At 63.9% G+C, this 18739-nt stretch carries 23 protein-coding genes; 7 read left to right on the top strand and 16 right to left on the bottom strand.

The window, feature by feature from the left end; translation table 11 throughout:
* Positions 1-18 precede the first annotated feature (18 nt).
* Complete coding sequence (locus tag C7I87_RS00080) at positions 19-906, top strand: LysR family transcriptional regulator (protein WP_149902272.1); 888 nt, start codon at positions 19-21, stop codon at positions 904-906.
* A gap of 6 nt (positions 907-912) precedes the next feature.
* Here the strand turns inward: C7I87_RS00080 and C7I87_RS00085 are convergent, their stop codons facing one another.
* Genes C7I87_RS00085 through C7I87_RS00095 form a run of 3 tightly spaced genes read right to left on the bottom strand, consistent with a single transcriptional unit; the run spans position 913 to position 2365 of the window.
* Positions 913-1443 carry a GNAT family N-acetyltransferase gene (locus tag C7I87_RS00085; protein WP_149902273.1) on the bottom strand — a complete coding sequence of 177 codons (531 nt, stop codon included), beginning with the start codon at positions 1441-1443 and terminating at the stop codon, positions 913-915.
* Positions 1444-1488: 45 nt separating this feature from the next.
* On the bottom strand, positions 1489-1797 hold the full coding sequence (locus C7I87_RS00090; protein WP_149902274.1) for a hypothetical protein: 309 nt from the start codon (positions 1795-1797) through the stop codon (positions 1489-1491).
* Positions 1798-1801: 4 nt separating this feature from the next.
* Complete coding sequence (locus C7I87_RS00095) at positions 1802-2365, bottom strand: helix-turn-helix domain-containing protein (protein ID WP_149902275.1); 564 nt, start codon at positions 2363-2365, stop codon at positions 1802-1804.
* Positions 2366-2517: 152 nt separating this feature from the next.
* Between C7I87_RS00095 and C7I87_RS00100 the strand changes: the two genes are divergently transcribed.
* Positions 2518-4350, top strand: coding sequence for an ATP-binding protein (locus C7I87_RS00100; protein WP_149902276.1), 1833 nt, complete (start codon positions 2518-2520; stop codon positions 4348-4350).
* 141 nt (positions 4351-4491) lie between these two features.
* Here the strand turns inward: C7I87_RS00100 and C7I87_RS00105 are convergent, their stop codons facing one another.
* Together C7I87_RS00105 and miaA are read right to left on the bottom strand one after the other, a co-directional pair.
* The gene (locus tag C7I87_RS00105; RefSeq protein ID WP_149902277.1) at positions 4492-5286 is read right to left on the bottom strand and encodes a GGDEF domain-containing protein; all 795 of its coding nucleotides are present in this window, start codon (positions 5284-5286) and stop codon (positions 4492-4494) included.
* 103 nt (positions 5287-5389) lie between these two features.
* Positions 5390-6355 carry a tRNA (adenosine(37)-N6)-dimethylallyltransferase MiaA gene (gene miaA, locus C7I87_RS00110; RefSeq protein WP_149902278.1) on the bottom strand — a complete coding sequence of 322 codons (966 nt, stop codon included), beginning with the start codon at positions 6353-6355 and terminating at the stop codon, positions 5390-5392.
* Between miaA and serB the strand changes: the two genes are divergently transcribed.
* Together serB and C7I87_RS00120 are read left to right on the top strand one after the other, a co-directional pair.
* Entirely contained in the window at positions 6345-7232 is an 888-nt protein-coding gene (serB, locus tag C7I87_RS00115; RefSeq protein WP_149902279.1) for a phosphoserine phosphatase SerB, read from the top strand. The genes miaA and serB overlap by 11 nt on opposite strands.
* Positions 7229-7801 carry a GNAT family N-acetyltransferase gene (locus C7I87_RS00120; RefSeq protein ID WP_149902280.1) on the top strand — a complete coding sequence of 191 codons (573 nt, stop codon included), beginning with the start codon at positions 7229-7231 and terminating at the stop codon, positions 7799-7801. The genes serB and C7I87_RS00120 overlap by 4 nt, the downstream gene beginning before the upstream one ends.
* A gap of 45 nt (positions 7802-7846) precedes the next feature.
* On the opposite strand, the gene C7I87_RS00125 is transcribed toward C7I87_RS00120, so the two are convergent.
* Complete coding sequence (locus C7I87_RS00125) at positions 7847-9364, bottom strand: DegQ family serine endoprotease (protein WP_149902281.1); 1518 nt, start codon at positions 9362-9364, stop codon at positions 7847-7849.
* Here C7I87_RS00125 and C7I87_RS36350 point away from each other — a divergent pair.
* On the top strand, positions 9354-9479 hold the full coding sequence (locus C7I87_RS36350) for a hypothetical protein (protein WP_281409033.1): 126 nt from the start codon (positions 9354-9356) through the stop codon (positions 9477-9479). The two genes, C7I87_RS00125 and C7I87_RS36350, sit on opposite strands and share 11 nt — an antisense overlap.
* Before the next feature lie 30 nt (positions 9480-9509).
* On the opposite strand, the gene C7I87_RS00130 is transcribed toward C7I87_RS36350, so the two are convergent.
* The 5 genes from C7I87_RS00130 to C7I87_RS00150 all read right to left on the bottom strand — a co-directional run bounded on the left by C7I87_RS00130 (position 9510) and on the right by C7I87_RS00150 (position 13507).
* A complete protein-coding gene (locus C7I87_RS00130; RefSeq protein ID WP_149902282.1) occupies positions 9510-9698 on the bottom strand; it encodes a DUF2065 domain-containing protein in 189 nt (62 codons plus the stop codon).
* Positions 9699-9704: 6 nt separating this feature from the next.
* On the bottom strand, positions 9705-10694 hold the full coding sequence (hflC, locus tag C7I87_RS00135) for a protease modulator HflC (RefSeq protein WP_149902283.1): 990 nt from the start codon (positions 10692-10694) through the stop codon (positions 9705-9707).
* Positions 10694-11809 (bottom strand): FtsH protease activity modulator HflK, encoded by a 1116-nt coding sequence (gene hflK, locus C7I87_RS00140; RefSeq protein ID WP_149902284.1) that lies wholly within the window; start codon positions 11807-11809, stop codon positions 10694-10696. Before hflK ends, hflC begins: the two co-directional genes overlap by 1 nt.
* A 166-nt stretch (positions 11810-11975) precedes the next feature.
* On the bottom strand, positions 11976-12494 hold the full coding sequence (locus tag C7I87_RS00145) for a dihydrofolate reductase (RefSeq protein ID WP_149902285.1): 519 nt from the start codon (positions 12492-12494) through the stop codon (positions 11976-11978).
* Complete coding sequence (locus C7I87_RS00150) at positions 12494-13507, bottom strand: DUF4424 domain-containing protein (protein WP_149902286.1); 1014 nt, start codon at positions 13505-13507, stop codon at positions 12494-12496. The genes C7I87_RS00145 and C7I87_RS00150 overlap by 1 nt, the downstream gene beginning before the upstream one ends.
* Positions 13508-13689: 182 nt before the next feature.
* Here C7I87_RS00150 and cobF point away from each other — a divergent pair, with 182 nt between their 5' ends.
* A complete protein-coding gene (gene cobF / locus C7I87_RS00155; RefSeq protein ID WP_149902287.1) occupies positions 13690-14451 on the top strand; it encodes a precorrin-6A synthase (deacetylating) in 762 nt (253 codons plus the stop codon).
* A gap of 47 nt (positions 14452-14498) precedes the next feature.
* Here cobF and C7I87_RS00160 read toward each other — a convergent pair whose 3' ends face one another.
* The 4 genes from C7I87_RS00160 to modA form a co-directional block, all read right to left on the bottom strand.
* The gene (locus C7I87_RS00160; RefSeq protein ID WP_127279684.1) at positions 14499-14840 is read right to left on the bottom strand and encodes a winged helix-turn-helix domain-containing protein; all 342 of its coding nucleotides are present in this window, start codon (positions 14838-14840) and stop codon (positions 14499-14501) included.
* Positions 14841-14914: 74 nt separating this feature from the next.
* Entirely contained in the window at positions 14915-16027 is a 1113-nt protein-coding gene (gene modC / locus C7I87_RS00165; RefSeq protein WP_149902288.1) for a molybdenum ABC transporter ATP-binding protein, read from the bottom strand.
* Positions 16024-16728: a molybdate ABC transporter permease subunit gene (gene modB, locus C7I87_RS00170; RefSeq protein ID WP_149902289.1), complete on the bottom strand. Its 705-nt coding sequence runs from the start codon at positions 16726-16728 to the stop codon at positions 16024-16026. The genes modC and modB overlap by 4 nt, the downstream gene beginning before the upstream one ends.
* Positions 16729-16753: 25 nt before the next feature.
* Positions 16754-17548, bottom strand: a complete 795-nt coding sequence (gene modA, locus C7I87_RS00175; protein WP_149902290.1) for a molybdate ABC transporter substrate-binding protein — start codon at positions 17546-17548, stop codon at positions 16754-16756.
* Positions 17549-17714: 166 nt separating this feature from the next.
* Between modA and C7I87_RS00180 the strand changes: the two genes are divergently transcribed.
* Positions 17715-17924 (top strand): TOBE domain-containing protein, encoded by a 210-nt coding sequence (locus C7I87_RS00180; RefSeq protein WP_149902291.1) that lies wholly within the window; start codon positions 17715-17717, stop codon positions 17922-17924.
* Positions 17925-17935: 11 nt separating this feature from the next.
* On the opposite strand, the gene C7I87_RS00185 is transcribed toward C7I87_RS00180, so the two are convergent.
* A complete protein-coding gene (locus tag C7I87_RS00185) occupies positions 17936-18730 on the bottom strand; it encodes a thymidylate synthase (protein WP_149902292.1) in 795 nt (264 codons plus the stop codon).
* Positions 18731-18739 lie beyond the last annotated feature (9 nt).

An 18739-nucleotide genomic window follows, 5' to 3' on the forward strand; every position in this document is an offset into this window, starting at 1 on the left:
AATGACGCCGATTAGCTAATGGCTCGACGTACCATGCCTGCCTTGCCTCCACTCGACTGGCTGCGCAGTTTCGAGGCTGCGGCACGGCTGTCGAATTTCACCGCGGCGGCAGCCGAACTCGGCCTGACCCAGGCGGCCGTCAGCCAGCACATCCGGCTGCTCGAGGAACGGCTGAAGACGCGACTGTTCTCGCGGCTGGCGCGCGGGGTCGCGCTATCGTCGGAGGGCGCAGCCTACCTGCCCCACATCCAGTCGGCCTTCGCCACCATTGGCAGCAGCACGGCGGAACTGTTCGAACCACGCGCCGTCCGGACGGTCTCCATCCGGGTGCCGATCTCATTTGCCTTGCTCGCGCTGGTCCCGGCGCTGCCCGATCTCGCCGAGGCGCTGCCGCGCATCCAGCTCGATCTGGTGACGATCCATCGGCCGACCGACTACGATCTGCCGGGCTCGGCGCTCGACATCCGTTTCGGCAATGGATCCTTTCCTGGACGCGAGGCCGAGAGGCTGACCGCCGAGCGGCTTGTACCGGTGGCAAGTCCGGCCCTGGCCAGTGCCGCCGACTGGACATCGCTGCCGCTGCTTCTCGTGGCCGGCGCGCGCGAGATGTGGGCGGAATGGTTCGCGGCGGCCGGATTGGCGGGGCATTCCCAGCGGTCGCACCGCTTCGACAGTTTCGTCGCCGCGATGGAGGCGTCGAGCGCCGGCGCCGGCGTGCTTCTGGGGTCCCGCCCCTTGATCGACGCGGCGCTCGACGGTGGAGCGCTGGTCCCGCTTTCCGATTTTGAGCTCGCCAGCACGTCGGGGCATTTTCTAACGAGGCCGTCGACCGCGCAGCTGACCGGTGCCGAGCAGGATTTCCGCCACTGGCTGCTGAAGCGCCTTGCCGGAAAGGCCCGGACCTGACCGGCGTTACCGCGACGCTCCGCCGATACGTTTCCAGTAGATCAGCGTGCCTGTCAGCCCGCCATGCGGCTTCAGCGCATAATCCGGGACCTCGCCGGCCAGGGTGAAGCCAAGCTTCTCATAAAGTCCCGACGCACCCTCCTCCGTCGCCGTATCCAGAACCAGCAGCGTGCGTCCCTTCTCCGCCGCGAGGCGTTCGGCGGCCCGCATCAGCCGGGTCCCGACACCCTTGCCCCGCTGCTCGACCGATGTCATCAGCTTGGCCATCTCAGCCCGATGCGGCTGGTTGGGCGGGCAGTCGAGCAGCAAGGTGACGGTGCCGACCAGAGCCCCGCCGTCCCATGCCCCAAGCACCATTCTTTCCCCTCGTGCCGCCGCGGCCAGCGACGTCTCCCAGAATGCCTTTGCCGCCTCAGGCGCCAGCGGATGCATGAAACTGACCGATCCGCCGGCGGCAACCGTTTCGACCAGCAGATCAGTCAGCAGTGCGAGTGTTTTCTGGTTGACGGTCAACGGCTTGATTTCTATGGCATTCATACTTGTTCCTCCGGAAACGATTGCCGGGGTTCGATAGCGCCGGCGTCAGTCGAGATGGCGCACACGCCGCCGCTTGCGCGCGGCCTTGATGGCGCTGATGCGTTCGATGTCTTCTTCCCTGAGATGCCGACCGCGCTCCAGGATTTCGAGCGTGTATTCCTCATAGGTGAGGCCCAGCCGTTCAGCCTTGTCCATGCGCATCAGCATGACCTCGCGGCTCGGCGCCTTCCACGCCTTGGCGTGCGCCGCCTGCCAGGCCAGGAAGATATAAGGATCGCCCTTGCCCCATGGCGGCCCCTTGTAGTCGTCGAGAGGCGGCCCCCCATTGTGGGAGCGCTTTGGCCGTCTTGCCATGATGTCAGCCCCTGACCAGGGCGACGAGATAGTCGGCGCCCGGCTCCAGTGCATGGAACGTGCAGTCCGACGGCGCCCCGAGCGCCAGGCAGTCGCCTGGCTCGAGCCTGTGCACCTGATCACCCTCGGTGAATTCGAGTTTTCCCGAGATCAGCCAGATCTGCTGCTTGATGAAGGCGTAGGAAGCCGCCGGCAAGCTGACCTTCGCACCCGCCGGCAGATGGACCTTGATCAGCTCGAGCGGCATGTCGCAGGCCGGCGACAGATGCCGCCTGACATAGCCTGTATCGGGATCGCGCCACACCGGCTGGCCGGCCGCGCGCAGCAGCCCGCCGCCTTGCAATTCCGCGCGCGCGATGAGGGTCGAGAGCGTCATGCCGAAGGCCGCCGCAATACGCACCAGAAGCGCGGCCGTCGGACTGGTCATGCCGCGCTCGATCGTGCTCAGCATCGCCTTGGAAACACCGGACCGTTCGGCGAGTTCGGCCAACGCCCAGTCCCGCATGATCCTCTCGGCGTGGATCCGCTTGCCGATGGTCGAGGAAATATCGTTCGCTATATCAGCCATTCGTCCATTATAGCGAAGCAACAAGACGGGTGAAGAGCCCTCTCGCGATAATTTTCACCGGGTCCTTAATCCTCTCTACACCATCCGACCTCATCCGACCTTAACCCCGTTCCTGTAGGGTCCGATCTCCAGGGAAATGGGGATTGGCGTCCATGTATGTCGAACGCGAAGCTTCCGTCAGAGAACCGACATCGCAGGAGCGCCGCAACGCAGAGCAGAACGACCGGCGCATCCTGGGCAACGTCGTGCAATGCGACGGCGCGCGCGCCACCATCAGCGCCTATGCCGACGATATCGACGGCGCGGTCACCGGCCTGTGGACGGTGGGCAAGATGATCTCCATCAATCTGGGCACGACGCGCACCGTTGGCCTGGTCTATGCGATCGGCAAGTCGGATCGCGCCTGGAGCAATGAAGGCCAGAACGCCATCGAGGTCAGCATCGAGTTGATCGGCGAGGTCCGTGACGGCGCCGAACCCGGCGCCAAGCCGATCTTCGACCGCGGCATCACCTGCTATCCGCATATCGGCGCCGTCGCGCACCGCATCCGTACCCGCGACCTACAGGCAGTCTATGACCTGGCCGGTCGCCATTCCATTACCATCGGCTCGCTGGCGCAGGACGAGGCTATCGCCGCCAACATCGCCATCGACGATACGCTGGCGCGCCATTTCGCCATTGTCGGCACGACCGGCGTCGGCAAGTCGACCGCCGTGTCGCTGCTGCTGCGCAAGTCGATCGCAGCGCGGCCGGACCTGCGCATCCTGATCCTCGATCCGCACAATGAATTCGCGGCCTCGCTGCCTGAATATTGCGTCAGGGTCGATTCCAAGACGCTCGACCTGCCGTTCTGGATGTTCAAGCTCGAGGAATTCGCCGAGGTGCTGTTCCGCGGACGCGAAACGGAGCCGGAAGAGATCGATGCCTTGCGCGACCTAATTCCGTTGGCCAAGAACCTCTATCGCAACCCAGGCTCAGGCACTTACCTCAGACGCGGCAGCGACGCGTTGACCGCCGATACGCCGGTGCCTTATCGCATCGCCGACCTGCTCAAGCAGATCGACGAGCGCATGGGCATGCTCGAAAGCAAGAACGATCGCCCGACGCTCAAATCGCTGAAGACGCGCATCGAATCCGCGGCTGCCGATCCGCGCTACCGCTTCATGTTCAATTCGCGCCTGATCGAGGACACCATCCACGAGACGATCGGCAACATCTTCCGCGTGCCGCATCATGGCCGCCCGGTGACCTGCTTCGAGATGGCCGGCATGCCCTCAGAAGTGGTCAATTCCGTCTGTTCGGTGCTGGCGCGCCTGGCCTTCGACCTCGCTCTGTGGAGCGAAGGCAAGCTGCAGCTCCTGTTTTTATGTGAGGAAGCGCACCGCTACATGCCGGCCGATCCGCGTCTCGGCTTCGCGCCGACCCGGCACGCGCTGTCGCGCATCGCCAAGGAAGGCCGCAAATATGGCTGCTATCTCGGCGTCGTCACCCAGCGCCCGGGCGAGTTGGACCCAACCATCCTGTCGCAATGCTCGACCTTCTTCGCCATGCGGCTCGCCAACGAGCAGGACCAGGCGATCATCCGCTCGGCAATCGCCGACTCGTCCGCCTCAACGCTCGCGTTCCTGTCGTCCATGGGCCAGCGCGAAGCGATCGCCTTCGGCGAAGGCGTGGCGACGACCATGCGGCTGAAATTCGAAAGACTGCCCGCTCACTTGCTGCCCGGTACGGCCAAGCGCGAGGAAGAGATGACATCAAAACCCGGCGAGGTCGATCTCGTGGCGATCGTCGAGCGGCTGCGCAACGTGCCGAAACCACAGAGCCAGGCGATGGCCTTCGCCGAAGTGGTCGATTCCGGCCGCCAGGCCGGCGACCCCGACTACCGCAAACCCGCAGGGGCGGCGCGCGTGCAGTCGGACGAAGATTTCGACACGCGCTACGGCCTCAAACCTGCAACCTTCGGCCTGCGCCCGCAGAGCGATTGAGTATAGCCGCTACTTGCGTCAAATTTCCGTGGCTGGTGTTGGTTTCGAGGACCGGAGCGGAGCGGACATCCAGTCCGTGAGCACCGGAAGACGCAGAAAACGGCAGCAGACGGCAGGCCTCACGAATTCAGTGATGGGATTTTAGGCGCAGACGCGATTGCGGCCTTGCCTTTTTGCCTCGTAGAGCTGGCGGTCGGCGCGGCGGTAAAACTCCTCGGCGGTTTCCTTGCGGTCCCAGACGGCGAGCCCGACGCTGGTGGTGATCTTGAGCCGGACATTGTTGCCGGAGAGGATCGACATGTTGGCGATCGCCTTGCGGATGCGCTCGGCGAATTTGGCCAGAAGGTCCGCCTCCATGTTGGGCGTGACCACGGCGAACTCCTCGCCGCCCAGGCGCGCCACCACATCGTGGAAACGTGTCATGTCCCTAAGGCATCTGGCGACAGCCTTGAGCACCTCGTCGCCGACATCGTGGCCATGCGTGTCGTTGACCTGCTTGAAATGGTCGAGATCGAGGATCATCAGCCCGACCGGCTTCTCGATGCGCCGGAACTCCTCGAGATATTCCGTCAGCGCGTCGTCGAAATAGCGCCGGTTCTGCATGCCGGTCAGGCCGTCGGTCAGGGCGGCGTGTTCGAGCGTTTCGGAGCGGGCGCTGAGCGAAACCGTCATGGCGCGCAGCTTGCCTTCTTCCGTCGCCTGTTTGCGGATCAGCGGGTAGATGAAGAAGATGCCGAAAAACAGCGCGGTCGCAAGCAGTACGCCCGTCGCGAACAACAGCTTGTTGAGGTAGATGACCTTGTCCAGACCCGACTGCGTGTGGAGTTCCGTGGCGAAGGATTGCAAGAGCCCGTAGGCGTGCAGCGTCACCAGGCCAGCGGCCAGGATCACGAAGATAAAGACGAAAAAAGCGGATTCCGCCTTATGGAAACGCATCTGCTCCCCGATGAAAAGTACCCACGACCTTATGGCACCGACCGCCTTACGGAGCGTTAATTCCGGCAACTTCGGCGAGAACCCTGCCCTCAAGGTCAACTTTTTAAGTTGCATTAGCAACAAGTGTTTGGATCTTGGTTTCGAGACTGTCATCGGGGCGCAATCTCTGCCATTCCGGCCCCAGCTGATGTCGAAACCAGGTCGCCTGCCGCTTGGCATACTGCCTGGTTGCGATCTTGGCGCGTTCGATCGCCTCGGGAAAGCTCGATTGCCCTGCCATTGCGGCCTGCAGCTCGCGAACCCCGATCGCCTTCATCGCCGGCAGGTCCGGATCGAGACGAAGGGCCGCAAGCTGCTTGACCTCCTCCAGCGCGCCCTTGTCCAGCATCCGGTCGAAACGCCTTTCGATGCGGTCGACCAGCGCCGCCCTATCCGGCTCGATGACCAGGAAATGTGCGCTCTGCCTGTCGATCAGCGGCCGGCCGCGCTCGGCCTGCCATTCCAGGATCGACCGGCCGGACGCGTCGAGCACCTCGAGCGCCCGCACGATGCGCTGGCTGTCGGTCGGCTTCAACTGCATGGCGGCTTTCGAATCTTCGCGCAGCAGGATGCCATGCAATTTGACCGCGCCGTGCTCCTTCAACTCATAGCGCCAGCGATCACGTATCCGCTGCGGAATATCAGGCATTTCCGAAATGCCCTCGGCCAGCGCGCGAAAATAAAGGCCTGTGCCGCCGACGAAGATTGGCCGTCGCGAGAGCGCTCCGTCATCGATGAGTTTCATCACGTCGCGCAGCCAGGCGCCGGTCGAGTAGGCGGAGCCGGGATGGACATGCCCATAGAGAAAATGCTGCGCCCGAGCGAGCTCGGCCGCCTCCGGCCGCGCGGTCAGAACGTCGAGAACAGAATAGCCCTGCATGGAATCGGTGTTGATGATGACGCCGCCGGTGCGTTCGGCCAGTTCGAGCGCCAGCGCCGACTTGCCGCTGGCGGTCGGCCCGGCTATCAGGATCGCGTTCTTCACGCGGCCTTCGCCCGCATCCGCGCCGGAATTCTCGATGCCGCTCATTGCCACGCTTGTTTCCCGTCCCGCTGACCGCGCTCTGTCGCCGTCGCTTGCGAATATGGCCTCACGGTCGGTGGACGCAAGCGCTGTCGTCTGGCTGGCCGAGGGGATTGCCTGCGATCTTGCGTTGCCGCAAGAGGCTGAGGCCGCCGGTGTCACCGCTGCCCTGCGGGCGGCATTGGGCGCCGAACCAGTCGACGTGATCGTCCAGCAGGCTGAAACACGCCGCAAGAAAATCCTTCTCGCCGACATGGATTCGACCATGATCGACCAGGAGTGCATCGACGAACTGGCCGACGAGATCGGCGTCAAGGATCGCGTCGCGGCCATCACCGCGCGGTCGATGAATGGCGAGATCGCCTTCGAGCCGGCGTTGCGTGAGCGCGTCGCGCTGCTGAAGGGCCTCGATGCCGCCGTGGTCGACCGCATCGTCGCCAATCGGCTGACATTGGCCTCGGGCGGCCGCGCGCTGGTCCAGACCATGCGCGCCAACGGCGCCTGGACGGCGCTCGTCTCGGGCGGCTTCGAGGTGTTCACCACGCGTATCGCCGCGATGCTCGGCTTTCAGGAAAACCGCGCCAACAGCCTGCTCGACCAGGGCGGACGCTTCACCGGGCTGGTCGGCGAGCCGATCCTCGGCCGCGCCGCCAAGGCCGAGGCGCTGCTCGAAATCTGTGCGCGCCTTGGCCTGACGCCGGCCGATGCCATCGCCGTCGGCGACGGCGCCAACGATCTCGACATGATCCGCCTGGCCGGAACCGGCGTCGCGCTGCATGCCAAGCCTACCGTCGCGGCGCAGGCAAAAGTCCGGATCGACCATGCCGACCTAACCGCGCTGCTCTATCTGCAGGGCTACCGGCAGGAAGAATTCGTCCAATGAAACCAATCCGTACCGAACGTCTGATCCTGCGCAATTGGGAGGACCGCGACCGCCAATTGTTCCATCGCATCAATTCCGATGAACGCGTTATGGAGTTCTTCCCGTTTCGCCGCGACCGTGCCGCCGCCGACGCCAAGATGGATGAGTTCCGCGCCGCCATCGATCGCGACGGCATTGGCTTCGCGGCCGCGGAGATCGTTGCCACGGGCGAATGCATCGGCTTCGTCGGCATAACCGGAACCGATCATCTCGACTTCCTGCCGGCCAGCATGATCGAGATCGGCTGGCGGCTGGCGCCCGAATTCTGGGGCAAGGGGTATGTCACCGAGGCCGCCGAGGCATGGCTGGCCTACGGTTTCGAGACATTGGCCCTCGACGAAATCGTTTCCTTCGCCGTCGCCGACAACCGCCGCTCGATTGCCGTCATGGAACGTCTCGGCATGACCGCCGATCCATCCGCCGATTTCGATCATCCCGGCATTCCCTACAGCCATCCCAAGCTCAAGCGCCATGTGTTTTACCGGCTGTCTCGCCGGGACTGGCAGGCAAGAAAAAGGGCGGCTCTCTAACCGCCCTTTCCATCAAAATCAGTTTTTTACAGGCCTTGCCGGGCGTCAATCCATCCGGATCGTCACGAACCTGAGTTCACCGGTCTTCGACGCCAGCATCAGCAGCGCGTTCTTGCGCCCCTGCTCCTTCAGCGCGCCGATCCGGTCCATGACGTCCTTGGGCGTGGCGACCGATTCCTGCGCGATCTCGGTTATCACTTCGCCCGGTTGGATACCGCGTTCGGCGGCGGCGGAGTCCTTGGCCACATCGGTGATGACGACGCCGGAGACGTCGCCGGCGATGCTGAACTTCTTGCGCGTCTCGTCGTTGAGTTCGCCGACCGTCATGCCGAGCACCGAGGCGGTCGAAACGGCCGGAGCCTTGTCGCCGCCCTTGTTCTGGTCGGTGTTGCCATTCTCACCGCTAGCGAGCTTCTCGCCATCCTCGAGCCGGCCGAGCGTCACCTTCACCGTCTGCTCGACGCCCTTGCGCACGATCAGCACGTCGACGGCCTTGCCCACGGGGCTTTCGGCGACGACGCGCGGCAGGTCGCGCATTTCATGGATGTCCTTGCCGTCGAACTTGATGACGACGTCGCCGGCCTGGATGGTGCCGTTGTCGACAGGCCCGCCCTTGATGACGCCGGCCACCAGCGCGCCCTTGGCGGTCGCCATGCCGAGGCTTTCCGCGATGTCGTCCGTCACCGGCTGGATGCGCACGCCGAGCCAGCCGCGCCGCGTCTCGCCATACTGGCGCAACTGGTCGACGACGCCCGAGGCGAGCTGCGAGGGAATGGAGAAACCGATGCCGATCGAGCCGCCGGACGGCGAAATGATTGCGGTGTTCATGCCGATGACCTCGCCGGCGCTGTTGAACAGCGGCCCGCCCGAATTGCCGCGGTTGATCGCCGCATCGGTCTGGATGAAGTCGTCATAGGGGCCGGAGTTGATGTCTCGGTTGCGCGCCGAGACGATGCCGACCGTGACCGTGCCGCCGAGGCCGAACGGATTGCCGACCGCCATCACCCAGTCACCGACGCGCATCTTGGTGGAATCGCCGAATTTCACCGCCGTCAGCTTGTGGCCTTTCGGATCGACCTTCAACACCGCGACGTCGGTCTTGGTGTCGGTGCCCACCAGCGTCGCCTTCAAGGTCACGCCATCGGAGAAATTGACCTCGATGTCGTCGGCGTCGGCGATCACGTGGTTGTTGGTGACGACGATGCCTTGCTCGGCGTCGATGACGAAACCGGATCCCAGCGACTGCACCTTCTGTGACCCACCGCCCTTGTCGCCACCGCGGTTCTTGAAGAAATCGTCGAAGAAATCCTGGAAGGGCGAGCCTTCGGGAAGTTGCGGCATCGGCACGGCGCCCGGACCTTCGGCGCCCTTCACCGTCTGCGAGGTCGAGATGTTGACCACCGCTCCGAGCACGCGTTCCGCCAGGTCGGCGACCGAGGCGGGTCCGTCGGCGGCGAATGTCGGCGTCACGAACGACGGAACGGCGACGGTGCCCAGGACAAGCACTGCCGCGCCGGCGACCAACGTCCGTCGAGCGGCGCGCAAAAGGGTGTTGGATGTCATCGAGAAGCCTCCCGGCATTTCTGAAAGAGAAAAGCGCTTCGACGAAAACGCCGTGTCGCGCCATGATGGCAAGAAATACGGCACGTTTGCGGCTATGGCTATCGGCAGAGTGTAAATCGAGCGTTATTCCGCAAACCGCACGCTTCTACCCGCCCCGAACCAGCCAGACGATGCCGACACCGATGGCGATGGCGGCCAGCCCGCCGATCCGCAGGGCATTCTCCGGCATCGACAACACTTCGCCCGCGAGCTTCCTCGCAAAGCCGGGGAAGCCGCCATAGACTAGGCCCTCTATGACGAGGACCAGGCCTAGCGCCGCGAAGAAATCCTGCACCGGCCGTTACTGGCCGGTGCTGGGTTGTGTCGTCGGCGCGGCGGGTGCCGTCGTCGGCGTGGCAGGTGCCGGAGCCGGTGTGGCAGGTGCCGGCGGCGTCGGCTTCGCCGGCCCTTCCTTGCCGTCGGGATCGCGGAAGAAGCGGAAAAACTCCGAGTTCGGCGACAGCACCATCGTCGTTCCGGTGCTGTCCAGCGCGGTGCCATAGGCATTCATCGACCGATAGAAATCGAAGAAGGCCGGATCACGCTGATAGGCTCCCGCGAAGGTGGCGCTGCGCTGGGCTTCGCCCTCGCCGCGCAGGATCTCGGACTCCTTCCGCGCTTCGGCAACGATCTCGACCACTTCACGATCGGCGCGTGCCGTGATGCGCTGTGCCGCTTCGTTGCCGCGTGCCCTCAGCCGCGCAGCCTCCGCCAGGCGTTCCGCCTTCATGCGGTCGTAGGTCTGCTGTGAAACTTCGGCCGTCAGATCGGTGCGGCGGATGCGGACGTCCTCGATCTGCAAGCCGAGCGAGGTGGCGTCGGGCCTGAGCTGATCGCGAACTTCGCGCATCATCACGGCACGCTCTTCGGAGAGCGCGGCCGCGAAATCGCGCAGACCGTAGACGCGGCGCAAGGCAGCGTCGAGACGCGTCCTGAGCCGGGCTTCGGCCAGTTCGATCTGACCGGACACTGCCGCACGGAAGACACGCGGATCCGAGATGCGATAGGCGATGAAGGCATCGACCTCATAGAACTTGCCGCCCGACACCTGGACGCGGATGTTGTCGAGATCGAAGCGTAGCACCCTGTTCTCGATCAGTTGCACCGTGTCGGCATCGAAGAACGAGAACGGCGCCTTGAAGTAGATGCCCGGCTCGCTCTTGACGTCGACGATCTCGCCGAAGCGGAGCACCAGCGCCTGCTGACGCGCATTGACCACGAAGACCGAGGAATAGATCAGGAACAGGATGACCGCCGCAACGACGACGACGATGGGAAGACGGTTGGCCATCACTGGGTACCTCCCGTTTTCGCGGCGGGCGCTGCCGGTGCCGGCGGTTTCGGTAGCAACGCGGGCAGCGGCAGATAGGGCACGACACCCTGTCCGTTGCCCTGCTCGACGATGACCTTGCTCGAGTCCTTCAGAACCCTCTCCATGGTTTCCAGATAAAGACGTTTGCGCGTGACGTCGGGTGCTTTGACATATTCGTCGTAGACGGAGATGAAGCGCTGGGCTTCACCTTCGGCTTCCTGCACCACACGATTTTTGTACGCCGCCGCGTCTTCGCGGACCTGGGCCGCCTCGCCGCGTGCCTGGCCGAGCTTCTGGTTGGAATACTGATTGGCCTGCTCGACGAACTTGTCCTCGTCCTGCTCGGCGCGCTGCACCTCGTCGAACGCGTCTGCAACCTCGCGTGGCGGCGCTGCATCCTCGATGGAGACGGCATTGACCTGCAGGCCGGCCTTGTAGCCGTCCAGCGTCGTCTGGATGATCTCGCGCACCGAGGCGGCAATGCCCTGGCGGTCGTCGCGGAAAATGTCCTGCGCCGGACGGCGGCCGACGGCTTCGCGCATGGCGCTCTCGGCAACCTGCCGCAGCATGCCGTCCGGATCGGAGACATCAAACAGATAAGCGCGGGGATCGGACACCTGGTAGGCCACCGAAAACTGCACATTGACGATATTCTGGTCGCCCGAGAGCATCAGGCCGTTACCGCTGGTGTTGCCACCGCCAATGTCGACGAGCTGCTCTGAAATCTTGGCCGTCTCGACGGTTTCAACCGGCCACCAGTGGAAATGCAGGCCTGGCTGGGAAAGCTCTGCCTTCGGCTTGCCGAAACGCAGTTCGACCGCGACCTCGTCGGGCTGCACGGTATAGACCGCCTGGAAGGCCCACAGAACAACCAGCACCGCGGCGATCAGCCCGAACACGGCCGGACTGGCGCCACCGCCGCCGGGCAACGCACGCCGGAGCCGATCCTGGCCACGGCGAATGATGTCTTCGAGGTCGGGAGGCGACCCCTGCGGGCCGCTCGGTCCCTTCGGTCCCTGCCCCCAGGGTCCCTGATTGTTACCGCCGCCACCCCACGGGCCGCCGCCTCCGCCACCTTTGTCGTTCCAGGGCATGAATGTCCTTTCGCTTGGAATTCCCTCAAGCGCCGCGGTGACGGCGCAAATCCAGTGTCGTTCTTCTATAGGGACGCCACGGCACGCTTTCAACGCGATGCCCGTCGACTTCATCCGTTTTGGGTCGGTAGCGACCCTTTGTCGTCCTACAATTGTGTTTTTATCTTCAAACTATCTCGCGGCGGCGCTCGTAAACCGTATAGCGCGTCGCATGGCTGTCCTTTTCCCCTGATGGAACCTCCTGCGAACTGACCACGTGCCATGACTTCGAGTCGATCGGCGGGAAATGAGCATCGCCGTCGACGGCTGCCAGCACATGGGTGACATGCAGACGGTCGGCCAGCGGCAGCGCCTGGGCATAGATCTCGCCGCCGCCGATGACGCAGACCTCGTCGACGCCTGCCATGCAGCGTCCGCGCACGGTCGCCAGCTGGATCGCGGCTTCCAGAGTATGCGCCACCTCTACGCCCTCGGCGCGCCACGCCTTGTCGCGGGTGACGACGATGTTCAGCCTGCCCGGCAGCGGACGGCCGATGCCTTCATAGGTCTTGCGGCCCATGATGATGGGCTTGCCCATCGTGTCGGCCTTGAAGCGCTTGAGGTCGGTGGAGAGCCGCCAGGGCAACCCGCCGTCCCGCCCGATCACGCCGTTCTCGGCGATGGCGACATAGATCGCAACATGCATCAGTTTGCGTCCCCGCCATTGTTGTCCGCCGGTTCGAGCAGGAGGATGTCGATATCGTGCTCGGGATAGAAATCGTCCGCCGTCATCTCGAAGCTCGTCGGCCCGACCTTTTTGACAGTGTCGCCGCAGAACGAGACCAAGGCTTTCGGATTGCCCTTGTCGACGGTCAGCTTGAACTTGCCGATGGTGCCCGCCGCCCAGTTGCCGCCGGTGGTCAGGATATAGGCGATGCGGCTTTCGTAGAATTTGGGATAGCCGTCCGGATTGTCCTTCGCCGCCTTGCGCACCGCATTCTCGAACGCGTCGTCCATGCAGTAGCGGGTCTTGTAGGCCGCGTATGAGCTCTGGAACTGGCCTTCATTGAAAAAGCTGACGGAAGACGTGCCGCCGACGCTCGGCTTGTAGCGGTGCGAGACGTGAACGTCCTTGTTGGCCGGAAAAGTCGAGCGCCACCAATAGGTCGAGCGCAATTGCCAAAACGGCGAATAGCCGGGTTTCTGGCTACTGTCGGCTCCCGGATCCTCGATGATGATGCCGCGGTTGACCCAGTCGTCGGCCACCGCTTGCGGCAGCTTCGCCAGCGCCGCCTTGGCGGCGTCTCCGAACGGATAGAAGGGCACATTCTGTGCCTTCAAATCGGCGCTGATGTCGATGCCGAGCGCGATCACCTTCTGCTCGAGTTGCGGCTTTGCCGGCGCGCCTTCGATCGTCACCTCGAAGCCGAGGAAATTGTCGCTCTGGTTTTCGGGGATCGCCGGCATCTCTTCGGGATCGCCGGAAATGTCGGGCATGGGGAAGGCGACGATCGCGTCGACATCCTTGTCGGTGTTGTTGTGGAAAACGTAATCCACAGTCACCTTTTCGGGCGAGATGACGAGGTTCTCGCTTTGCATCGCCACGGCATCGTTGCGCGACAGGATGAGGCCGCCGGTGCCAAGCTCGGCCACCGAATCGTTGGCCAATGCAGGCGCCGCCGACAGGGCCAGCAAGGTGGTCAGAACAGATCGCAGCATGAAAGCCCCCCTCGGCGAGAATGCCCTGATGACCCTAGCCGTTTCACTGCGGCGTTTCAAAGCCCTTCCGCTTCCTGGGCGTGCGTGACCGGTCTGGAGACGCATGCGGTCTGGACACGCACGCGGTCTGGACACGCGTGCGGTCTGGACTAACAGGTTGCGATCGGGCAGGAGTTCGCGCCATGCGCAAGCTTCTCGTCATCGGCATCGGCGCCGGCAATCCCGACCACATGACTGTCCAAGCCATATCCGGCCTGAACCGGGCGGACGTCCTGTTTATTCCCGACAAGGGCGCCGACAAGACCGATCTTGCCAACCTGCGGCGCCATATCTGCGACCGCTTCGTCACCAACCCGACCTCACGCCGGGTCGAGTTCGACGTGCCGATGCGCGCCGAGCCGACCTCTTCCTATCGCTCGACCGTTGACGACTGGCACGAAGCCATCGCCTCCATCTACGAGGGACTGATCCGCGACGAGATTGCCGGGAATGGCTGCGGCGCCTTCCTGATCTGGGGTGATCCCTCGCTCTATGACAGCGCATTGCGCATCCTCGAGCGAGTGCGCCTGAGGGGCAATGTCGCCTTCGACCTGGAAGTGATCCCCGGTATCACTGCCATCCAGGCGCTGGCCGCCAGCCACAAAACGGCGCTGAACCGCATCGGCGATCCCGTGCTGATCACCACCGGCCGCCGCCTGACCGAGGAAGGCATGCCGGACAATGCCGGCAGCGCCGTCGTCATGCTCGACGGCAAGTGCGCCTTCAACACGCTGGCCGACCAGGACCTTTTCATCCAGTGGGGCGCCTATCTCGGCACGCCGGACGAGATCATCATCTCCGGCCGCCTTGGCGATGTCTGCGCCGAGATCGAAAAGCGCCGCGAGGAAGCCCGCCGGGAAAAAGGCTGGATCATGGACACGTATTTGCTAAGGAAGCAGGAGTAGTGAGTAGTGAGTAGTGAAGCCCAGCCTAATTCCCTACTGACTACTGACTACCCCGCTTCAATCTCTGCCTGCAACGCATCCATATGTGTGGCCGCTGCTGCGGACGCCGCGCGCTCGATGGCGCGAAAACGGCTGACCACCGCTAGGCCGACCGTCGTCAGTTGCGCGCCGCCGCCCTTGCGGCCTCCGGTCTGCGCCGAGACCAGCGGCTTGCCGAACACCCGGTTCATGTCCTCGACCAGATCCCAGGCGTGCTTGTAGGACATCTCCATGCCGCGCGCGGCGGCCGAGATCGAACCGAAGGTGGCGATGTGCTCCAGAAGTTCGATCTTGCCAGGGCCTATCCGTCCGTCCGGATCGAGATTTATCCGCAGGCTCAGCGACGGCATTTTTGCTCCTCCGCGATCGCTTCAGCTTCGGCGACCGTTATTCCCAAACAATATAGCGACTATCACCACCGCTGTCAGCCGTCGACCTCGAGCGGCAAGCCGGCGCCGGTGTTCGCCCGGTCGAAGCTCACAGTCTTGACCACCGCGAAGACCTTGCCGCCAAGCCGCAGCTTGAGCACCTGCCGCGACTGTTCCGTGATGCGGGCCAGCACGGTTGCGCCGTTGCAATCGATGCCGATTTCGACCGTCGCCCCCTCGCCCGGGCTGATCGCGACGATCGTGCCCGGCAGGATGTTGAGTGCGCTGAGGCCCGTCGGTTTTTCCGTAGCGATCATCACGTCGCGAGCGCGAATGCGGATCCGCACGGGAGCCCCGGGCTTCATTGCAAGGCGCGGCACGCGGATCTCGCCGGCGGCGGAGCCGAGCACGGTCATGCCGAAAGTCTCGTCGTGACGCAGCACCTTGGTGTCCAGCACGGCGCCACCCTCGCCGCGCTCTTCGGCCGGCAACAGGTCGAGCCTTTGCATGACAGCCTCGGTCGGGCCGCTGGCGGTGACCTTGCCCTGCGCCAGCATCACCACGTCGCTGGCCAGCCGCGCCACCTCGGCGACCGAATGGCTGACATAGACGATCGGGATCTTCGTTTCGTCGCGCAGCCGCTCGATATAGGGCAGGATCTCGGCCTTGCGCGCTTCGTCGAGCGAGGCCAGCGGCTCGTCCATGAGCAGCAGCCTCGGACTGGCAAGCAGCGCCCGCCCGATCGCCACGCGCTGTTTCTCGCCGCCCGAGAGCTTTGCCGGTCGGCGCCCGAGCAAAGGGCCGATGCCGAGCAGTTCGACCACACTGTCCATGTCCGCGTAGCGTTCCGCCGCCGGCGTGAACCAACGGCCGTAGCGCAGATTGCTCATCACGCTCATATGCGGAAACAGGCGCGCATCCTGGAACACCATGCCGATGCGGCGCTTGTGCCTTGGCACGAAAATGCCGGCGCCGGTGTCGACCAGCACGCGGCCATCGATCTCGATGCACCCCTTGTCCGGCCGAATCAGCCCGGCAATCATGTTGATGAGCGTCGTCTTACCGGAACCCGACGGCCCGAACAGCGCCGTCAGCCGTCCGGCGCTCTCGAAGCGGGCATCGATGGCGAAATCGCCGAGCCGGTGGCTGATGTCGACAAGGACGCTCATTCGATGTCCATCCGCCGGCCGACCCGCCGCGCAAGCACTTCCGAGGCGACCAGTGCCGCCATCGAGATGACGATGGAAATCAGCGTCAGCCGCAGCGCCCCTTCATCGCCGCCCGGCACCTGGGTAAAGGTGTAGATCGCCGACGGCAGCGTCTGCGTCTCGCCAGGAATGTTGGAGACAAAAGTGATCGTCGCGCCGAATTCGCCCATCGCCTTGGCGAAGGACAGGATGGCGCCGGCGATCAGCCCGGGCAGGATCAGCGGCAGCGTGATGGTGCTGAACACCCACGCCGGGTTGGCGCCGAGCGTTCCCGCGGCCGCCTCCATCTTGCGGTCCACCGCCTCGATCGACAGCCGGATCGCCCGCACCATCAGGGGGAAGCCCATGACGCCGCAGGCAAGGGAGGCACCCGTCCAGCGGAACGAGAAGACGATGCCAAAATGCTCGGCCAAAAAGGCACCTGCCGGGCCACGCTTGCCGAACGTCAAAAGCAAGAGATAACCGGTCACCACTGGCGGTAGGACCAGCGGCAGATGCACCAGCCCGTTGAGCAGCGTCTTGCCCCAGAATTGGCCACGGGCAAGCAGCAGCGCGATCGCTACGCCGGGCGGCAGGCTGGCGAGCATCGCAACCGTCGCCACCTTGATGGACAGCCGGACCGCATTCCATTCGTCGGGAGTGAGGTCCAGCAGCCAGTTCATAGTGCGGTATCGGGGCCTTTCGAACTCAGTTGCTCGGCGTGAGCACGGTAAAACCCTGTTCCCTAAAGAGCGCGCCGGCCTTGGCGGATTGCAGGCACTTCAGGAAAGCCGGCGTATTCTTGTCCTTCGAATCGGCGGTCTGGGCAACCGGATAGATGATCGGCGGATGCGAATCCTCCGGGAAGGTGCCGACCACCTTGACGCCCTTTTCGGCGTGCGCGTCGGTGGCATAGACGATACCGAGGGCCGCCTCGCCCGTCGAAACCAGCTTGAGCGCCGCACGGACATTCTCGGCCTGCGCCACCTTGCCCTCGACCGAGGACCAGACGCCGAGCGATTCAAGCGCCGCCTTGCCGTATTTGCCGGCCGGCACCGCCTTGAAGTCGCCCATGGCGAGCTTGCCGTCGCCGACCAGCTTGGCAAGGTCGAAGCCCTTCTCGATCTTGGCTTCAACCGTCGAATCCTTCGGCGCCACCAGCACGATCTCGTTGCCGAGCAACTTCACTTCAGTATCCGGCTTGGTCAGCTTCTTGTCGAAGAGATATTTCATCCAGTCGAGATCGGCGGAGATGAAGACGTCGGCCGGTGCCCCGCCCTCGATCTGCTTGGCCAATGCCGAACTCGCGGCATAGGAAACGGTCGCGGCCTCGCCGACATCGGCTTCGCAGGCCTTGTTCACCGCGTCGAGCGCATCCTTGAGGCTTGCCGCCGCGAACACCACGACTTTATCTTCCGCGTGCGCTGCCGGCGTTGCGGCCATCAACGCCGCCGCAAGACCGCCAATGGCGATCGCCCTCAACCCGAAACCTTTGCGCGTCATCGAAAACTCTCCTGGGGTTCCAAAATCCGATCGGCTCGAAGCCTGCAGACCGATATATCCGCATGGATATAACAAGGGAAGGCCTGGCCCGCTGAAACTCCATCTGGTCTTGTGAGTGGCGCTGCGTGATTGTTCTGATAAGACGACCGCTGCGAAAGGAACTCCAATGAAGATCAGCGCCCGCAACGTCCTCAAGGGAACGATCACCGAAATCATCAAGGGGGCTACCACCTCGCATGTCAGGATCGACATCGGCAGCGGCGCCATCGTCACCGCCTCGATCACCAACGAAGCCGTCGCCGACCTCAAGCTCGAAAAGGGCAAGCAGGCCTATGCCGTGGTCAAGGCTTCCGACGTGATGGTCGGCGTCGACTGAAAAGCCGCGGCTCAGACGGCGATAGGCGCCTTGATCGACGCATCGGCGACGTAGTTCTCCAGCCGGAAATCCTCGAAGCGGAAGGCGAACAGGTCCTTCACCTCCGGATTGATCCACATCGTCGGCAACGCCCTCGGCGTGCGTTGCAACTGTTCGCGCGCCTGCTCGAAATGGTTGGAGTAGAGATGCGCGTCGCCGAGCGTGTGGACGAAATCGCCCGGCTTCAGCCCGGTCACCTGCGCCACCATCAGCGTCAGCAGCGCGTAGGACGCGATATTGAATGGCACGCCGAGGAAGATGTCGGCGGAGCGCTGGTAGAGCTGGCAGGAAAGCCGGCCCTCGGACACGTAGAACTGGAACAGGCAGTGGCAAGGCGGCAGCGCCATGGCTTCCACCTCGGCGGGATTCCAGGCAGAGACGATCAGTCGCCGCGATTGAGGATTGCGGCGGATCTCCTTGAGAAGATTCGCGATCTGGTCGATCGAGCCGCCGTGGCCATCCGGCCAGGAGCGCCACTGCTTGCCATAGACCGGGCCGAGGTCGCCGTTCTCGTCGGCCCATTCGTCCCAGATCGAAACGCCGTGGTCGGTCAGGTACTTGATGTTGGTGTCGCCGGCCAGGAACCACAGGAGTTCATGGATGATCGACTTCAGGTGGAGCTTCTTGGTGGTGGTGACCGGAAAGCCGCGCGCCAGATCGAAGCGCATCTGGTAGCCGAAGACGGAGCGCGTGCCGGTGCCGGTGCGGTCACCGCGATCGGCGCCGTTTTCCAGCACATGCTGCAAGAGGTCGAGATACTGGCGCATCGGTTCCGG

The sequence above is a fragment of the Mesorhizobium sp. SARCC-RB16n genome (assembly GCF_008520305.1).
Taxonomy (GTDB): domain Bacteria; phylum Pseudomonadota; class Alphaproteobacteria; order Rhizobiales; family Rhizobiaceae; genus Mesorhizobium.

What these genes read in the sequence shown, in the direction of transcription:
- C7I87_RS00080 (WP_149902272.1), top strand. Translation starts at nt 19, where the DNA reads ATGGCTCGACGTACCATGCCTGCCTTGCCTCCACTCGACTGGCTGCGC.
- C7I87_RS00085 (WP_149902273.1), bottom strand. Translation starts at nt 1,443, where the DNA reads ATGAATGCCATAGAAATCAAGCCGTTGACCGTCAACCAGAAAACACTC.
- C7I87_RS00090 (WP_149902274.1), bottom strand. Translation starts at nt 1,797, where the DNA reads ATGGCAAGACGGCCAAAGCGCTCCCACAATGGGGGGCCGCCTCTCGAC.
- C7I87_RS00095 (WP_149902275.1), bottom strand. Translation starts at nt 2,365, where the DNA reads ATGGCTGATATAGCGAACGATATTTCCTCGACCATCGGCAAGCGGATC.
- C7I87_RS00100 (WP_149902276.1), top strand. Translation starts at nt 2,518, where the DNA reads ATGTATGTCGAACGCGAAGCTTCCGTCAGAGAACCGACATCGCAGGAG.
- C7I87_RS00105 (WP_149902277.1), bottom strand. Translation starts at nt 5,286, where the DNA reads ATGCGTTTCCATAAGGCGGAATCCGCTTTTTTCGTCTTTATCTTCGTG.
- serB (WP_149902279.1), top strand. Translation starts at nt 6,345, where the DNA reads ATGCCGCTCATTGCCACGCTTGTTTCCCGTCCCGCTGACCGCGCTCTG.
- miaA (WP_149902278.1), bottom strand. Translation starts at nt 6,355, where the DNA reads ATGAGCGGCATCGAGAATTCCGGCGCGGATGCGGGCGAAGGCCGCGTG.
- C7I87_RS00120 (WP_149902280.1), top strand. Translation starts at nt 7,229, where the DNA reads ATGAAACCAATCCGTACCGAACGTCTGATCCTGCGCAATTGGGAGGAC.
- C7I87_RS00125 (WP_149902281.1), bottom strand. Translation starts at nt 9,364, where the DNA reads ATGACATCCAACACCCTTTTGCGCGCCGCTCGACGGACGTTGGTCGCC.
- hflC (WP_149902283.1), bottom strand. Translation starts at nt 10,694, where the DNA reads ATGGCCAACCGTCTTCCCATCGTCGTCGTCGTTGCGGCGGTCATCCTG.
- hflK (WP_149902284.1), bottom strand. Translation starts at nt 11,809, where the DNA reads ATGCCCTGGAACGACAAAGGTGGCGGAGGCGGCGGCCCGTGGGGTGGC.
- C7I87_RS00145 (WP_149902285.1), bottom strand. Translation starts at nt 12,494, where the DNA reads ATGCATGTTGCGATCTATGTCGCCATCGCCGAGAACGGCGTGATCGGG.
- C7I87_RS00150 (WP_149902286.1), bottom strand. Translation starts at nt 13,507, where the DNA reads ATGCTGCGATCTGTTCTGACCACCTTGCTGGCCCTGTCGGCGGCGCCT.
- cobF (WP_149902287.1), top strand. Translation starts at nt 13,690, where the DNA reads ATGCGCAAGCTTCTCGTCATCGGCATCGGCGCCGGCAATCCCGACCAC.
- C7I87_RS00160 (WP_127279684.1), bottom strand. Translation starts at nt 14,840, where the DNA reads ATGCCGTCGCTGAGCCTGCGGATAAATCTCGATCCGGACGGACGGATA.
- modC (WP_149902288.1), bottom strand. Translation starts at nt 16,027, where the DNA reads ATGAGCGTCCTTGTCGACATCAGCCACCGGCTCGGCGATTTCGCCATC.
- modB (WP_149902289.1), bottom strand. Translation starts at nt 16,728, where the DNA reads ATGAACTGGCTGCTGGACCTCACTCCCGACGAATGGAATGCGGTCCGG.
- modA (WP_149902290.1), bottom strand. Translation starts at nt 17,548, where the DNA reads ATGACGCGCAAAGGTTTCGGGTTGAGGGCGATCGCCATTGGCGGTCTT.
- C7I87_RS00180 (WP_149902291.1), top strand. Translation starts at nt 17,715, where the DNA reads ATGAAGATCAGCGCCCGCAACGTCCTCAAGGGAACGATCACCGAAATC.
- C7I87_RS00185 (WP_149902292.1), bottom strand. Translation starts at nt 18,730, where the DNA reads ATGCGCCAGTATCTCGACCTCTTGCAGCATGTGCTGGAAAACGGCGCC.